Annotated in this window: 11 protein-coding genes; 9 read left to right on the forward strand and 2 right to left on the reverse strand. The window is 73.4% G+C overall.

Annotation, left to right across the window (positions count from 1 at the left end; translation table 11 throughout):
• Window positions 1-575 precede the first annotated feature (575 nt).
• From nrdR to O7612_RS09135, 5 genes are all read left to right on the forward strand, one after another.
• Window positions 576-1,064 (forward strand): transcriptional regulator NrdR, encoded by a 489-nt coding sequence (gene nrdR / locus O7612_RS09115; protein WP_067313767.1) that lies wholly within the window; start codon window positions 576-578, stop codon window positions 1,062-1,064.
• Between the two features lie 82 nt (window positions 1,065-1,146).
• The gene (locus O7612_RS09120) at window positions 1,147-4,032 is read left to right on the forward strand and encodes a vitamin B12-dependent ribonucleotide reductase (protein WP_282272197.1); all 2,886 of its coding nucleotides are present in this window, start codon (window positions 1,147-1,149) and stop codon (window positions 4,030-4,032) included.
• A 108-nt stretch (window positions 4,033-4,140) separates the two neighbouring features.
• A complete protein-coding gene (locus tag O7612_RS09125) occupies window positions 4,141-5,100 on the forward strand; it encodes a DUF2332 domain-containing protein (protein ID WP_282272198.1) in 960 nt (319 codons plus the stop codon).
• 37 nt (window positions 5,101-5,137) lie between these two features.
• Window positions 5,138-5,380 (forward strand): DUF5522 domain-containing protein, encoded by a 243-nt coding sequence (locus O7612_RS09130; protein WP_282272200.1) that lies wholly within the window; start codon window positions 5,138-5,140, stop codon window positions 5,378-5,380.
• A 138-nt stretch (window positions 5,381-5,518) separates the two neighbouring features.
• Window positions 5,519-6,070, forward strand: coding sequence for a hypothetical protein (locus O7612_RS09135; RefSeq protein ID WP_282272202.1), 552 nt, complete (start codon window positions 5,519-5,521; stop codon window positions 6,068-6,070).
• 63 nt (window positions 6,071-6,133) lie between these two features.
• On the opposite strand, the gene O7612_RS09140 is transcribed toward O7612_RS09135, so the two are convergent.
• Complete coding sequence (locus O7612_RS09140) at window positions 6,134-6,820, reverse strand: metal-dependent transcriptional regulator (protein WP_282272203.1); 687 nt, start codon at window positions 6,818-6,820, stop codon at window positions 6,134-6,136.
• Between the two features lie 159 nt (window positions 6,821-6,979).
• Here O7612_RS09140 and O7612_RS09145 point away from each other — a divergent pair, with 159 nt between their 5' ends.
• The 3 genes from O7612_RS09145 to O7612_RS09155 are packed head-to-tail and all read left to right on the forward strand — an operon-like array spanning window position 6,980 to window position 11,645.
• Window positions 6,980-7,837 (forward strand): sulfurtransferase, encoded by an 858-nt coding sequence (locus tag O7612_RS09145; RefSeq protein ID WP_282272205.1) that lies wholly within the window; start codon window positions 6,980-6,982, stop codon window positions 7,835-7,837.
• Window positions 7,838-7,885: 48 nt separating this feature from the next.
• On the forward strand, window positions 7,886-9,067 hold the full coding sequence (locus O7612_RS09150) for an acetoin utilization protein AcuC (RefSeq protein WP_282272207.1): 1,182 nt from the start codon (window positions 7,886-7,888) through the stop codon (window positions 9,065-9,067).
• A gap of 22 nt (window positions 9,068-9,089) precedes the next feature.
• Window positions 9,090-11,645: a bifunctional GNAT family N-acetyltransferase/acetate--CoA ligase family protein gene (locus O7612_RS09155; protein ID WP_282272209.1), complete on the forward strand. Its 2,556-nt coding sequence runs from the start codon at window positions 9,090-9,092 to the stop codon at window positions 11,643-11,645.
• An 87-nt stretch (window positions 11,646-11,732) separates the two neighbouring features.
• Here the strand turns inward: O7612_RS09155 and sigB are convergent, their stop codons facing one another.
• Window positions 11,733-12,737, reverse strand: a complete 1,005-nt coding sequence (gene sigB, locus O7612_RS09160; RefSeq protein WP_282273853.1) for an RNA polymerase sigma factor SigB — start codon at window positions 12,735-12,737, stop codon at window positions 11,733-11,735.
• A 234-nt stretch (window positions 12,738-12,971) separates the two neighbouring features.
• On the opposite strand from sigB, the gene O7612_RS09165 reads away from it, so the two are divergent.
• Complete coding sequence (locus O7612_RS09165; protein ID WP_282273854.1) at window positions 12,972-13,760, forward strand: sporulation protein; 789 nt, start codon at window positions 12,972-12,974, stop codon at window positions 13,758-13,760.
• The last annotated feature ends 58 nt before the right edge of the window (window positions 13,761-13,818 follow it).

The following is a 13,818-nucleotide window of genomic DNA, read 5'->3' on the forward strand; positions in this document are numbered from 1 at the left end:
CCTCCCTGGTCGGCGCTGGGTGCCTTGGCGGCTCGTGGTGCGTGCGGGGTGTCGCGGTGCCGGACCGACGTGGTGCGCCGTGCCCGGTCGTTCATGACCGTATAGGTGAGATCGGTCATTTTCAAACATCTGTTCGACGACACCCGGCGTGTCGGGTGGATAAGTGGGCGCGTCGGACGGCTGTTTCTGCTAGATCCTACGTCCTCGTCGAACCTGTGTTCGACGGGTCGCCGTGTCCGGTGGTCATCCGTTCCACCGGACCTGTCCGGACGGTCGGTAACCTCCCGGCGGTCCGGTCGGTTGGGCTGACGGTGGCGGTGGGTGGCCGGCTCTCCGGGGGGTCCGGAGGTGACGCGCCGGACACGCCCGCAACTTGACCCGACTCGGCCGGAAGCCTACGGTCGACCCCTAGATGTAGTAGTCACACGGGCGTAAGTTGCCCACAGGTTGGGTTCGACTACCCACAGCACTCCCGTATCGTCGATCACGGCGACGACCGGCGAGACCGGCGCCGTCGGGTCGACGCGTGCCCGGAGGTGGGTTGGCGTGCCCCGGTCGATCAAGGAGGTCGGGCGATGCGGTGTCCGTACTGCCGGCACGCCGACTCCCGGGTGGTCGACTCGCGCGAGGCCGACGACGGTCAGCTGATCCGTCGGCGGCGTTCCTGCCCGGAGTGCGGCAAGCGGTTCACCACCGTCGAGGAGGCGGTCCTCGCGGTGGTCAAGCGCAGCGGGGTGACCGAGCCGTTCAGCCGGACCAAGATCATCGGTGGGGTGCGCAAGGCGTGCCAGGGGCGGCCCGTCGACGAGGACTCCATCGCGCTGCTGGCGCAGAAGGTCGAGGAGACCGTCCGGGCCAAGGGGGCGGCCGAGCTGCCGAGCCACGACGTGGGACTGGCGATCCTCGGCCCGCTGCGCGACCTGGACGAGGTCGCCTACCTCCGCTTCGCCAGCGTCTACCGCTCGTTCGACTCACTGGCCGACTTCGAGCGGGAGATCGAGACGCTCCGGGCCGCCGCGCAGGCCCGCGCCGACGCCGCCGGGGCGGCGCACCGTACCGACTGACAGCCTTTCCGACAGTGAAGACTTCGATTCAGACAGTGACGACGCGCGGCCGGATGGCCGGGCAGACGAGGGGGCCGATGAGATGGCGGGGGACGGCGTGACAACAAGCCGGTCGCGGGCGGCGAAGAACGGCGCGGTGACGGGGCTCAGGGTGCAGCGGGTCTGGACGACCGAGGGCGTGCACCCCTACGACGACGTGACATGGGAGCGCCGTGACGTCGTCATGACCAACTGGCGGGACGGCTCGATCAACTTCGAGCAGCGCGGGGTGGAGTTCCCCGAGTCCTGGAGCGTCAACGCGGCGAACATCGTCACCACCAAGTACTTCCGGGGGGCGGTGGGGACCCCGCAGCGCGAGTGGTCGCTCAAGCAGCTCATCGACCGGGTGGTCAAGACCTACCGGGCCGCCGGGGAGCAGCACGGCTACTTCGCCACCCCGGCCGACGCGGAGATCTTCGGGCACGAGCTGACCTGGATGCTGCTGCACCAGGTGTTCAGCTTCAACTCGCCGGTCTGGTTCAACGTCGGCACTCCCTCTCCAGCGCAGGTGAGTGCGTGTTTCATCCTTGCCGTCGACGACTCGATGGACTCCATCCTGGACTGGTACAAGGAGGAGGGGCGGATCTTCCAGGGCGGCTCCGGCGCCGGGGTCAACCTCTCCCGGATCCGGTCCTCGAAGGAGCTGCTCTCCTCCGGCGGCACCGCCTCTGGCCCGGTCAGCTTCATGCGCGGCGCGGACGCCTCCGCCGGCACCATCAAGTCCGGCGGTGCCACCCGGCGCGCGGCCAAGATGGTCATCCTCGACGTCGACCACCCGGACATCGAGGAGTTCGTGGCGACCAAGGCGCGCGAGGAGGACAAGATCCGCGCGCTGCGGGACGCCGGCTTCGACATGGACCTCGGTGGCACCGACATCGTCAGCGTCCAGTACCAGAACGCCAACAACTCGGTCCGGGTCTCCGACGAGTTCATGGCGGCGGTGGAGAACGGCGGCGGCTTCGACCTGCGGGGCCGGCTCGACGGGCAGACCATCGAGACCATCGACGCCCAGAAGCTGTTCCGTACCATCGCCCAGGCCGCCTGGGAGTGCGCCGACCCGGGCCTGCAGTACGACGACACCATCAACGACTGGCACACCTGCCCGGAGACGGGCCGGATCACCGCGTCGAACCCGTGCTCGGAGTACCTGCACCTGGACAACTCCTCGTGCAACCTGGCCTCGCTGAACCTGATGAAGTTCCTCCGCGCCGACGGCGGCTTCGAGGTGGAGAAGTTCGTCAAGAGCGTCGAGTTCGTCATCACCGCGATGGACATCTCGATCTGCTTCGCCGACTTCCCGACCGAGAAGATCGGCGAGACCACCCGGGCCTACCGGCAGCTCGGCATCGGCTACGCCAACCTGGGCGCGCTGCTGATGGCCTCCGGCCTGCCGTACGACTCGGAGCAGGGCCGGTCGGTGGCCGCCGCGATCACCTCGCTGATGACCGGCACCGCGTACCGCCGTTCGGCCGAGCTGGCCGGGGTCGTCGGCGCGTACGAGGGCTACGCCCGCAACGCCGAGCCGCACAAGCGGGTGATGCGCAAGCACGCCGCCGCCAACGACGCGATCAAGCCGGCCGGTACGGTCGCCACCGCCATCCTGCGGGAGGCGACGAAGCAGTGGACCGAGGGCAACAAGGTCGGTGACCGCAACGGCTGGCGCAACTCGCAGGCCAGCGTGCTCGCGCCGACCGGCACCATCGGTCTGATGATGGACTGCGACACCACCGGGGTCGAGCCCGACCTGGCGCTGGTCAAGTTCAAGAAGCTGGTCGGCGGCGGCTCGATGCAGATCGTGAACCAGACCGTCCCGCGTGCGCTGCGCAGCCTCGGCTACCCCGAGGAGCAGGTCGAGGCGATCGTCGAGCACATCGCCGACCACGGTCACGTGGTGGACGCGCCGGGCCTCAAGCCGGAGCACTACGCGGTCTTCGACTGCGCGATGGGCGAGCGGTCGATCGCCCCGATGGGCCACGTGCGGATGATGGCGGCCGTCCAGCCGTTCATCTCGGGCGCGATCTCCAAGACGGTCAACATGCCCGAGCAGGCCACCGTCGCCGACGTCGAGAAGATCTACTTCGAGGGCTGGAAGCTCGGCCTGAAGGCGCTGGCGATCTACCGGGACAACTGCAAGGTCGGCCAGCCGCTGTCGGTGGCCAAGCCGAACAAGACCGCCGCGCCGGCGGTCGTCGAGGCGCCCGCCCCGGCCGTGGAGAAGGTCGTCGAGTACCGCCCGGTGCGCAAGCGGCTGCCGAAGAAGCGTCCGTCCGAGACGGTCTCCTTCTCCGTCGGCGGCGCGGAGGGCTACCTCACCGCGTCGTCCTACCCCGATGACGGCCTCGGCGAGGTCTTCCTCAAGATGTCCAAGCAGGGTTCCACCCTGGCCGGGGTGATGGACGCCTTCTCGGTGGCCATCTCGATCGGCCTCCAGTACGGCGTCCCGCTGGAGACGTACGTCAGCAAGTTCACCAACATGCGGTTCGAGCCGGCCGGTATGACCGACGACCCGGACGTGCGGATGGCCGCCTCGGTGATGGACTACATCTTCCGTCGCCTGGCGCTGGACTTCCTGCCCTACGAACGCCGTGCCGAGCTGGGCATCTTCACCGCCAAGGAGCGGGCCGCACAGTTGCGGGCCGAGGCCGCCGAGGCGGAGGTGGCCGGCACCGACCTGACGGCGATGGCGTCCTCGGCTCCGGTGGAGGCGGTCGAGCCGAAGACCGGTCCGGTGGCCCAGCCGGCCCAGGAACTGGCCGAGGTGGCCGCCGCCAAGCCGGCGCCCGCCGTGGGCTCCTCCACCGAGCTGCTGGAGGCCGTGATCGGCAAGGCCGCCGACGCGCCGCTCTGCTTCACCTGCGGCACGAAGATGCGCCCGGCCGGTAGCTGCTACGTCTGCGAGGGTTGCGGCTCCACCAGCGGTTGCAGCTGACGTACCCGTCAACGGAGGGCCGGCACCCCGGTGGGTGCCGGCCCTCCCGCCTGCCCGGTCCGTCCCACCGGGCTGCGCGGGCGCGGACCCGGCGGGCAGCATGGGGGGATGACCACCGCCGCCCGGTACGTCGAGTTCGCCACCCGGGAGGCGCACGGCGTCTCCCCGACCTACGAGCGGCTGGCCCACGCGGTCGCCGGGGACGACGAACTGCTCGCCCTGCTCGACACCCTGCCGCCGGCCAAGCGGCAGCCGCAACTGCTGTTCGGCGTCGTCCGCTGGCTCGGCGGCCCGGTCGACGACCCGGCCGTGTTCCGCGCCCACACCGTGGTGCACTGGGCGGCCGTGCGGGCGGCGATGCTCACCCGGGCGGTGCAGACCAACGAGGCCGGACGGTGCGCGGCGCTGCTGCCGGTGCTGGCCGCGCTGCCACAGCCGCTGGCGTTGCTGGAGGTCGGCGCGTCCGCCGGCATCTGCCTCTATCCCGACCGGTACGCCTACCGCTGGGGCGACCACCTGCTCGGCCAGGGGGAGCCGGTGCTGGACTGCGTGTTGAGCGGCACGGACCCGCCGACCGTCCGCCCGCAGGTGGTGTGGCGGGCCGGGCTGGACCTGAACCCGCTCGACGTCACCGACCCGGCCGACGTGGCCTGGCTCGACGCGCTGATCTGGCCGGAGCACGCCCACCGCCGGGCCCGGCTGCGGTCGGCGGCCGCGGTGGCCGCCGCCGAGCCGCCGGAACTGGTCCGTGGCGACCTGGTGGACGACCTGCCGGCGCTGGCCGCGCGGGCACCGGCCGGCGCGACGCTGGTGGTCCTGCACACCTCCGTGCTCTACCAGGTGCCGCCGCCGCGCCGGGCGGCCTTCGTGGCGCTGGTCCGCGCCCTGCCCGGGCACTGGGTGGCCGCCGAGGCGGCCGACGTGCTCGGGTGGGACGCGCTGCCGCCCTCGCCCGACGGGGCGCTGCACAACGTGCTCGCCCTGGACGGGACGCCGCTGGCCTGGATGCGCTCGCACGGCCAGGCCGTCCACTGGTTCGACCGGCCCGCCCGGGGCGACCGCACCTGAGCGTCGCCCGGGGCGGCGGATCCGTAGACTCGCCGCGATGAGTGGCGAACGACGTCCGTTGGCGGACCGGCCGCTGACCGAGCCGCACCCGTCCCGGCTGTCGCCGGAGCGCCCCGACCGGGCACGGATCCTGGCCGCCCACGCCGCCGCGCTCGCCGCCGGGGAGGCCGGCTATCCCGACCCGGCCACCGGCCTGTTCGTCCTCACCGCCGGCTTCCTGGCCCGGCGCGGCACCTGCTGTGGCCGTGGCTGCCGGCACTGCCCGTACGTCGACGACTAGACCCGGGCCACCGTGGTCGTGCCGTGCTCCGCACCACGGAGGGCGGGTCGGTCGGGGTCTTCCGTCCGGCCGCGTCAACCCGTACCGTTTCCGACGGACATCGGCGGATTTCCCGTCGACGATCGCGGAGGTGTGCCCGTGCACGGGCGGATCTGGTTGGCCGGCGTGGGCGTGCTGGTGACCACGGGTTGCGGCGCGGCGGAGGCCGGTCCGGTGCGGCTGCCGGCCGGGGAGCGGGCCGCGGTCGAGGTGGAGGCCGCCTCGTCGGGCGGGGCGTGCCGGCTGCTCGACTTCGCGACCATCGAGGAGCACACCGGGGTCCGCTTCGACGTGGCCGCCGCCAGCGGGCGCGGTGACACCCGGACCTGTGTGGTGCGGGCCGCCGACGCCACCTGGCCGGAGCTGACCCTGACGGTCACCGACACCTCGATCGACGTGCCCACCTTCACCGCCGACGTGCTGCCCGCCGGGGCGACGAAGGTGCCGAAGCTGGGCCAGGCCGGCTACCGGCGGACCGGCGCGAAGGCCGCGAAACACGGGCCGACGGCCGAGGTGGGCTGGCTGGCCCCCGAGGACCGGCTTGCCGTGCTCCGCTGGACCTGCCCGCCGGACGACGACCGGGCCACTGCCGGTGAGGTGGCCGCCCGGCTGGTCGACCTGGCGAGGAAGCTCGACACCAGGACGTTGTGACGCCGGCCCGGCAGCCTCGGCGGGTGGGTCCGGGCGCGGCCGACGGACCAGTCCCTCCGGGGGTCAGTGGGCGGCGACGAAGACCCGGGAGGCGACCTCGCGGGGGAGCCGGACCCGTTCGCCCGAGCGGTCGATGAACACCCCGTCGCGTTCCTGGGCGACGGTGACCGTGGCACCCGGGTCGACCCCGGCGGCGTGCAGTTGCCGCAGCACGTCGGCGTCGGTCTGCACGCTCTCGCAGATCCGCCGGACCACCACCTGACCGGCCAGCCCGGGGAAGGCGAGGTTCCGCTCGGCCTCGGTGGTGTCGGTGGTCTCGGCCTCCGGCGAGCCCAGCTCCTCCAGGCCCGGGATGGGGTTGCCGTACGGCGAGCGGGTGGGGCGGTTGAGCAGGTCGTAGACCCGCTTCTCGACCGCGTCGCTCATCACGTGCTCCCACCGGCAGGCCTCCTCGTGGGCCTCCTCGTAGGGCATCCCGATCACGTTGACCAGCAGCAGTTCGGCGAGCCGGTGCTTGCGCATCACGGACACCGCGCTGCCCCGGCCCGCCTCGGTGAGCGCCAGGTGCCGGTCGCCCTCGACGGTGAGCAGCCCGTCGCGTTCCATCCGGGCCACGGTCTGGCTGACGGTCGGCCCGCTCTGCCGCAGCCGCTCGGCGATCCGGGCACGCAGCGGCGGCACCCCCTCCTCCTCGAGTTCGAGGATGGTGCGCAGGTACATCTCGGTCGTGTCAACCAGATCGTGCTTCATCGATGCCTCCCGTTCGTGGAGGTACCCTGGCACTCAGTCGTGTCGACCAGGTCGTGCTTCACGTCAGCGGCCTCCCGGTGGTCGATGCTACCTCGACGTACGAAGATCGACCCGCGCCGAACCGCGGGGCCGGTGTCCCGATGGTGTTGACTGGGCGTCATGTCCGGTACCGACGACCCGTTGATCGAGCCGGACCGGCTCGCCGCCGAGCTGGCCCAGCCCGACCCGCCGACCCTGCTGGACGTCCGCTGGCGGCTGGCCGGGCCACCCGGCCGGGCGGACTACGCCGCAGGTCACCTGCCCGGTGCGGTCTTCGTCGACCTGGACACCGCGCTGTGCGGCCCGCCCGGCGCGGCGGGCCGGCACCCGCTGCCCGACCCGGACGCCCTCCAGGCCGCGCTGCGTGCCGCGGGTGTCCGCGCCGGTCGTCCGGTGGTGGTGTACGACGGCGGCGACGGGATGGCCGCCGCCCGCGCCTGGTGGACGCTGCGCTGGGCCGGACACCGGCCGGTACGGGTGCTGGCCGGTGGCTGGGCCGGCTGGCTCGCCGCCGGGCTGCCCGGCACCGTCGAGGTACCCACCCCGCCGCCCGGCGACGTGACCGTCCGACCGGGTGCGCTGCCGGTGCTGGACGCCGCGGGCGCGGCCCGGCTCGCGGCGACCGGCGACGGGGTGCTGCTGGACGTCCGGGCCGCGCCCCGCTACCGGGGCGAGTCCGAGCCGGTCGACCCGGTCGCCGGGCACGTGCCGGGTGCGGTCAACCTGCCCGCCACGGAGTACGTCAGCGAGGGCCGCTTCCCGACCGCCGCCGCCCTGCGGGACCGGTTCGCCGCCGTCGGGGTACGCCCCGACCGGCCGGTGGGGGCGTACTGCGGCTCCGGGGTGACCGCCGCGCAGACCGTGCTGGCCCTGCACCTGGCCGGTCGCACGGACGCCGCGCTCTATGTCGGATCGTGGAGCGGCTGGATCGCCGACCCCTCCCGTCCGGTGGCCACCGGCCCGACACCAGCCGGTTGACCAGCACGTGTGGTGGGCGACCGGTGACCCACGTGCGACGATGACCCCATGTCGGACGACACGTTGGTGGTGTGGGACGAGTCCCTGCTCGACTACGACATGGGGGAGCACCCGCTCGACCCGGTCCGCGTCGAGCTGACCGTGGCGCTGGCCCGGGAGCTGGGTGTCCTGGACCGACCCGGGGTCCGGCTGGTCCGGCCCGTGCCGGCCGACGACGCGACGCTGACCCGGGTGCACCTGCCCGACTACCTGGCGGCGGTGCGGGCCGCGCCCCGTGACCCGCTGTTCGCCGGCTACGGACTGGGCACCTCGGACAACCCGGTGTTCGACGGGATGCACGAGTCCAGCGCCCTGATCGCCGGGGCCAGCGTGACCGCCGCCGAGGCGGTCTGGCGGGGCGAGGCCCGCCGGGCGGTCAACGTGGCCGGTGGGCTGCACCACGCCATGCCCGACCGGGCCGCCGGGTTCTGTGTCTACAACGACCCGGCGGTGGCCATCGCCCGGCTGCTGGACCTGGGCGCCGAGCGGGTCGCCTACGTCGACGTGGACGTGCACCACGGCGACGGCGTGCAGGAGGTCTTCTACCACGACCCCCGGGTGCTCACGGTGAGCCTGCACGAGACCCCGCTGGCGCTCTTCCCCGGCACCGGGTTCCCCGACGAGACCGGCGGCCCGGGGGCGCAGGGCAGCGCCGTCAACGTGCCGCTGCCCCCGGGCACCGACGACGCCGGCTGGCAGCGGGCCTTCCACGCGATCGTGCCGTCGGTGCTGCGCGCGTTCCGGCCGCAGATCCTGGTCACCCAGTGCGGTGCCGACGGGCACCGGATCGACCCGCTGGCCGACCTGCACCTGTCGGTGGACGGGCAACGGGCCACCTACCTGGCCCTGCGGGCGCTCGCCGACGAGCTGTGCGACGGCCGCTGGGTGGCCACCGGGGGCGGCGGGTACGCCCTGGTGGAGGTGGTGCCCCGGGCCTGGACCCACCTGCTGGCGGTGGCCACCGGCGATCCGCTCGACCCGGCCACCCCCACCCCGCCCGGCTGGCGTGCCCTGGCCGCCCACCGGCTGCCCGGCCGGGACGTACCGGTACGGATGACCGACGACGTCGACCCGTCCCACCGGTCGTGGCAGCCGACCGGGGAGCCGAACTCGGTGGACCGGGCGGTGGCCGCCACCCGTAAGGCGGTGTTCCCGCTGCTCGGACTGGACCCGTACGACCCGCGCGACTGAGCCGGACCTGGGGGAGGGACCGGTGACCACTGTGGAGCAACCGGTGGACGTGCTGCTCAGCGACGGCAGCACCGTCGGCCTGCGACCGATCCGTCCGCAGGACGCCCCGGAGATCGTCGCCATGCACGGGCGGTTCTCGGAACGCACCCGGTACCTGCGCTACTTCTCGCCCTACCCACGCATTCCGGAACGGGACCTGCACCGGTTCGTCACCGTCGACCACCGGGACCGGGAGGCGTTCGTGGTGCTGGCCGGCGACCGGATCGTCGCCGTCGGCCGGTACGAGCGGCTGGGGCCGGCGGCCCCCGAAGCCGAGGTGGCGTTCGTGGTGGAGGACGCCTACCAGGGGCGCGGGATCGGCCCGGTGCTCCTGGAGCACCTGGCCGACGCGGCCCGCCGGGCCGGTATCGGGCACTTCGTCGCCGAGGTGCTGCCCACCAACGGCGCTATGCTGCGGGTCTTCGCCGACTTCGGTTACCAGGTGCAGCGGCAGTTCGCCGACGGGGTGGTGCACCTGACCTTCCCGATCGCCCCGACCGAGGCGACCCTGGCGGTGCAGCGCGGCCGGGAACACCGCACCGAGGCGCGGTCCATCGCCCGGCTGCTCGCCCCGCGCGGGGTGGCCGTCTACGGGGCCAGCGCCACCGGGCAGGGGGTCGGGGCCGCCGTCCTCGGGCACCTGCGCGACGGCGGTTACCCGGGGGCGATCGTGCCGGTGCACCCGAGCGCCCGCACGGTGGCGGGGCTGCCCGCGTACCCGTCGGCGGCCGACGCGGGGGTGGACGTCGACCTGGCGGTCGTCGCGGTGCCCCCCGACGCCACCCCGACGGTGGTGGCCGACGCCGCCGGGGCCGGCGTACACGGCCTGGTGGTCATCTCCGCCGGGTTCGCCGAGGCCGGGCCGGCGGGCGCGGCGGCCCAGCGGACGCTGGTCCGGGCGGCACACGCCGCCGGGATGCGGGTGGTCGGCCCGAACTGCCTGGGGGTGGCGAACACCGACGGGCGGGTACGCCTCAACGCCACCCTGGCCCCGGTGCTGCCGGCCCCCGGACGGGTGGGCTTCTTCAGCCAGTCCGGCGCGTTCGGGGTGGCCCTGCTGGCCGAGGCGCAGCGCCGGGGGCTGGGCCTGTCCAGTTTCGTGTCGGCCGGCAACCGGGCCGACGTCTCCGGCAACGACCTGCTCCAGTACTGGCAGGACGATCCCGGCACCGACGTGATCCTGCTGTACCTGGAGACCTTCGGCAATCCGCGCAAGTTCGCCCGGCTGGCCCGCCGGATCGGCCGGGACAAGCCGGTGGTGGCGCTGGCCCCGCTGGCCCGCCCGCCCGTCCCCGGTGCCGGTCCGGCGCTCGACGAGGCCGCCGTCAGCGCGCTGTTCGCCCGGTCCGGGGTGATCCGGGTGGACACCGTCGCCGAACTGCTCGACGTCGGGGTGCTGCTGGCCGACCAGCCGCTGCCGGCCGGTACCCGGGTCGGGGTGGTCGGCAACTCCTCGGCGCTGACCGGGCTGGCCGCCACCGCCTGCGCCGGGCAGGGCCTCACCGTCGCCGCCGGCTACCCCCGCGACGTCGGCCCGCACGCCGGTGCCGCCGAGTTCACCGCCGCGCTGGCCGACGCCGCCGCCGACGACGGGGTGGACGCCCTGGTGGCGGTGTTCGCCCCGCCGCTACCGGGACAGCTCACCGTGGAGGAGGCGGACTTCACCGCGGCCCTGCCGGCGGTCCTGGCCGGGGGCAAGCCGACCGTGGCGACCTTCCTCGCCGGCCGGGTGCCGACCGGGCTGCCCGCGTACCCGAGCGTGGAGGAGGCGGTCCGGGCGCTGGGCCGGGTCAGCCGGTATGCGGACTGGTTGCGTCGGGATCCGGGCACCCTGCCGGAGCTGCCCGGCACGGACCGGTCCGCCGGGCAGGCGGCGCTGCGCGGTGACGCGGCCGACCCGGCCGCGCTGCTCGCCGCGTACGGCGTCGAGGTGGTCGGGTCGACGCTGGCGGGCACCCTCGACGAGGCGCTCGCCGCCGCCGCCCGGTGGGGCTGGCCGGTGGCGTTGAAGGCCGCCGCGCCCGGCCTGCGGCACCGCCTCGACCTGGGCGCCGTCCGCCTCGACCTGGCCGATCCGGTCGCGCTGAGCCGGGCGTACGCGGACCTGACGGCGGTCTTCGGCGCGGACGTCCTGGTGCAGCCGATGGTGCCGCCGGGGGTTGCCTGCGTGGTGGAACTGCGCGAGGATCCGGCGTTCGGGCCGGTGGTCGGCTTCGGGCTGGGAGGCGTCGCCACCGAGCTGCTCGGTGACCGGGCCTGGCGGGCGGTGCCGCTGACCGACCGGGACGCCGCCGAGCTGGTCGACGAGCCGCGGGCGGCACCGTTGCTGCGCGGGCACCGGGGTGCCGCCGAGGTCGACCGGGCGGCCCTGGCCGACCTGCTGCTGCGGGTGGGCCGGCTCGCCGACGAGCAGCCCCGGGTACGGTCGCTCACCCTCAACCCGGTGCTGGCCCGGCCGGACGGCATCGCGGTGCTGCACGCCTCGGTGGGGGTCGGCACGGCGGACGACCGCCCGGACACCGGTCCGCGCCGGCTCTGACCGGCGTCGACCCCCCGCCGCACCCGACCGTGGACAGGCGGCAGGCCCCCGGCGAACCGCCAGGGGCCCCTACTGTCGCCGGACCGCTCAGCAGGCGTACGCCTCCAGCCGCTGGGCCCGCTCCGGGTCGCGCAGCTTGAGCAGGGTGACCTTCTCGATCTGCCGGATCCGCTCCCGGGACAGGCCGAACTCCTTGCCCACCTCGTCGAGGGTGCGCTGCCGGCCGTCGTCGAGGCCGAACCGGAGCCGGATCACCGCCTGCTCCCGCTGGGACAGGGTGGCCAGCACGATGCGTACCTCGTTGCGCAGCTCGCCGTTGGCGGCGGCGTCACCCGGCTCGGTGCGCGGGTCCACCGCGGCGACGAAGTCACCGAGCGCGCTCTCGCCGTCCTCGCCGACGGCCTGGTCGAGGCTGACCGGCTCCCGGTCGTACGAGATCAGCTCGATGACCTGGAACTCGGGGATCTCCATCGCCCGCGCCACCTCGGACACCACGGGCTCGCGGCCCAGCTTGACCGACAGCTCCCGGCGGACCCGGACCATCCGGTTGACCTGCTCGACCATGTGCACCGGGATACGGATGGTGCGGGCCTGGTCGGCCATCGCCCGGGTGATCGCCTGCCGGATCCACCAGGTGGCGTACGTGGAGAACTTGTAACCCTTGGCGTAGTCGAACTTCTCGACCGCGCGGATCAGGCCGAGGTTGCCCTCCTGGATCAGGTCGAGGAAGGCCATCCCGCGCCCGGTGTACCGCTTGGCGATGCTGACCACCAGCCGCAGGTTCGCCTCCAGCAGGTGGTCCTTGGCGGCGCGGCCCTCGCGGGCGATCAGGGCGAGCTCGGCGTGCAGGTCGCCGGAGACGGGGGTGCACGTCGACAGCTTCTCCTCGGCGAACAGCCCGGCCTCGATCCGTTTGGCCAGCTCCACCTCCTGGGCCGCGGTGAGCAGCTTCGTCCGGCCGATCCCGTTGAGGTAGGCCCGGACCAGGTCGGTGGAGACCCCGCGCTCGTCGGTGGCGTCCAGGTCGGTGAGGGCGTCGGTGCCGTGCTCGGCGTCGATGGTGGTGGCCGGGCGCGTCTGGTTATCGATCATCTGCAGGGCCATCTCTGTGTCTCCCCGTGTCCGCTTTCGGTGTCGCCTACCGGTGCCATCGGCCCCGGTGATGCACAGCTTTCCAACCGGGACGTGAAACGGGGGTGAGGCGATCGGGGAACCGACAGCAATCCGGTCGGATGCGGGGTGGGCCGTCGGTGGTCTTGCCAGGTCCGGCTACCGTGCCAGCGGTCGACCATGCGGGTCGGCCCCGAACAGGCAATGGAGGACGTGGTGGTCTTCAAGCGGCTCATGCAGTCGATGGGGGTGGGCGGTCCGTCGGTGGAGACCGTGCTCGCCAATCCGAACTGCCGTCCGGGCGGGGTGCTGGAGGGGCGGGTGCACGTGGCCGGCGGCGACCACGCCACCGACATCGAGTACGTGGCGCTCGGTCTGGTCACCCGGGTCGAGGTGGAGGGTGCCGACTCGGAGTACGAGACCACCCAGGAGTTCGCCCGGCAGCAGGTCACCGGTCCGTTCCGGCTGGAGGCCGGGCAGCGGTACGACATCCCGTTCCGGTTCTCCGTGCCGTGGGAGACCCCGCTGACCGACCTGTACGGCCACCGCCTGCACGGGATGACCATGGGGCTGCGCACCGAGCTGGAGGTGGCCCGCGCGGTTGACAAGGGCGACCTGGACGCGGTGTCGGTGCACCCGCTGCCGGCGCAGGAGCGGCTGCTGGAGGCGCTGCTGCGGCTGGGCTTCCGGTTCGCCCGCGCCGACGTCGAGCGTGGCCACATCTACGGCGTACGGCAGAGCCTGCCGTTCTACCAGGAGATCGAGTTCTACCCCGCCCCGCAGTACGCCGGGGCGATCAACCAGCTCGAGGTCACCTTCGTCACCGACCCGCACCAGGTGCAGGTGGTGCTGGAGATGGACAAGCGCGGCGGCCTGTTCACCGAGGGCCGGGACGCCTTCGGCCGGTTCACCGTCGACCACGCCACCGTCGACCGCACCGACTGGGCCGCCCAACTCGACGGCTGGCTCCGCCAGTCCCTCCAACGTCGGGGCCTCTTCTCCTGACCCTCCTCCCCGCCCCCCGTGATCAGGAGATTCGCGTCAACTTCGATCTTCGGATTGA

Source organism: Micromonospora sp. WMMD987 (genome assembly GCF_029581435.1).
Lineage (GTDB): Bacteria > Actinomycetota > Actinomycetes > Mycobacteriales > Micromonosporaceae > Micromonospora > Micromonospora rifamycinica.

Bases quoted from the DNA above. Each gene is read 5' to 3' on its own strand.
- nrdR (WP_067313767.1), top strand. From the start codon at position 576: ATGCGGTGTCCGTACTGCCGGCACGCCGACTCCCGGGTGGTCGACTCG.
- O7612_RS09120 (WP_282272197.1), top strand. From the start codon at position 1,147: ATGGCGGGGGACGGCGTGACAACAAGCCGGTCGCGGGCGGCGAAGAAC.
- O7612_RS09125 (WP_282272198.1), top strand. From the start codon at position 4,141: ATGACCACCGCCGCCCGGTACGTCGAGTTCGCCACCCGGGAGGCGCAC.
- O7612_RS09130 (WP_282272200.1), top strand. From the start codon at position 5,138: ATGAGTGGCGAACGACGTCCGTTGGCGGACCGGCCGCTGACCGAGCCG.
- O7612_RS09140 (WP_282272203.1), bottom strand. From the start codon at position 6,820: ATGAAGCACGATCTGGTTGACACGACCGAGATGTACCTGCGCACCATC.
- O7612_RS09145 (WP_282272205.1), top strand. From the start codon at position 6,980: ATGTCCGGTACCGACGACCCGTTGATCGAGCCGGACCGGCTCGCCGCC.
- O7612_RS09150 (WP_282272207.1), top strand. From the start codon at position 7,886: ATGTCGGACGACACGTTGGTGGTGTGGGACGAGTCCCTGCTCGACTAC.
- sigB (WP_282273853.1), bottom strand. From the start codon at position 12,737: ATGATCGATAACCAGACGCGCCCGGCCACCACCATCGACGCCGAGCAC.